At 60.5% G+C, this 1,053-nt stretch carries 1 protein-coding gene; it reads right to left on the bottom strand.

The features are described 5' to 3' along the window. The coding region (locus tag AC1DT3_RS22295; protein WP_477467354.1) for a BMP family lipoprotein at positions 1 to 941 on the bottom strand (941 nt) is incomplete at its 3' end. Between the last annotated feature and the right edge of the window lie 112 nt (positions 942 to 1,053).

The following is a 1,053-nucleotide window of genomic DNA, read 5'->3' as shown; positions in this document are numbered from 1 at the left end:
TTGATACCGTCGGAAGCTTTGTCGGCGGCAGCCTTCATGTCGGCTGTGATGAGCGCCTTGTTGTTGTCGTCGAGCGCCCAGGCGACACCGTTTTCCTTCAGACCCAACACCGAAACGCCGGGCTTGAATGTGCCCTTTTTGGCTTGATCGAACACGTCGTAGGTCGCGATGTCGACACGCTTGACCATGGACGTGAGGATCTTGCCGGGATGCATGGCATTCTGGTTCGAATCGACACCGATGCCGAGCTTGCCCGCGTCAGCCGTTGCCCGCATGACGCCGACGCCGGTTCCGCCGGCCGCATGATAAATGACGTCCGCGCCGCGATCGATTTGGCTCTTGGCGAGCTCGCCGCCCTTCACCGGATCGTTCCAGGCCGCGCCGGTCGTGCCGGTCATGTTCTGGAACACTTCGGCGTTGCTCTTGGCGTACTTGGCGCCCTGAACGTATCCGCAGGCGAATTTGCGGATCAGCGGGATATCCATACCGCCGACGAAGCCGACCTTGTTGGATTTCGAAGCCATCGCGGCAAGCATGCCGACGAGGAACGAGCCCTCGTGCTCTTTGAACACATAGGATTGGACATTCGGCTTCTCGACGACCGAGTCGATGATCGCGAACTTCGTCTTCGGGAACTCATCCGCGACCTTCTTCAGGGCGCTTTCCTGGCTGAAGCCGACGGCGACGATCGGCGAGAAGCCGTCGCGCGCGAAGCGGCGCAGAGCCTGCTCGCGCTGAGCGTCGTTCTGCGGCTCGAAGTCGCGGTAATCGGTGCCGGTGTCCTTCTTGTACTTCTCCGCGCCCGTATGGACGCCTTCATTGAAGGACTTGTCGAACTTTCCGCCGAGGTCGTAGACGACGGCGGGTTTGAAGGCGTCTTGCGCGAAAGCCGCCGTAGCAGAAAAGGCTACGCCCGCGAAAGCGAGGCCGAGTTTGGTCATTGTCATCGACATTGTTCCCTTGTCTGGACCGGGATGTTACCCGGTTGCCTCGTGACGATGGCATGGGAAGGGCCATGACGCCAAGCACCCTGTCAAGCAAACCCGTCAGTTG

Source organism: Microvirga sp. P4_G7, from assembly GCF_056401005.1.
Note: the sequence above shows the minus strand (reverse complement) of the source record. Positions and strands in the feature narration are given on the sequence as shown.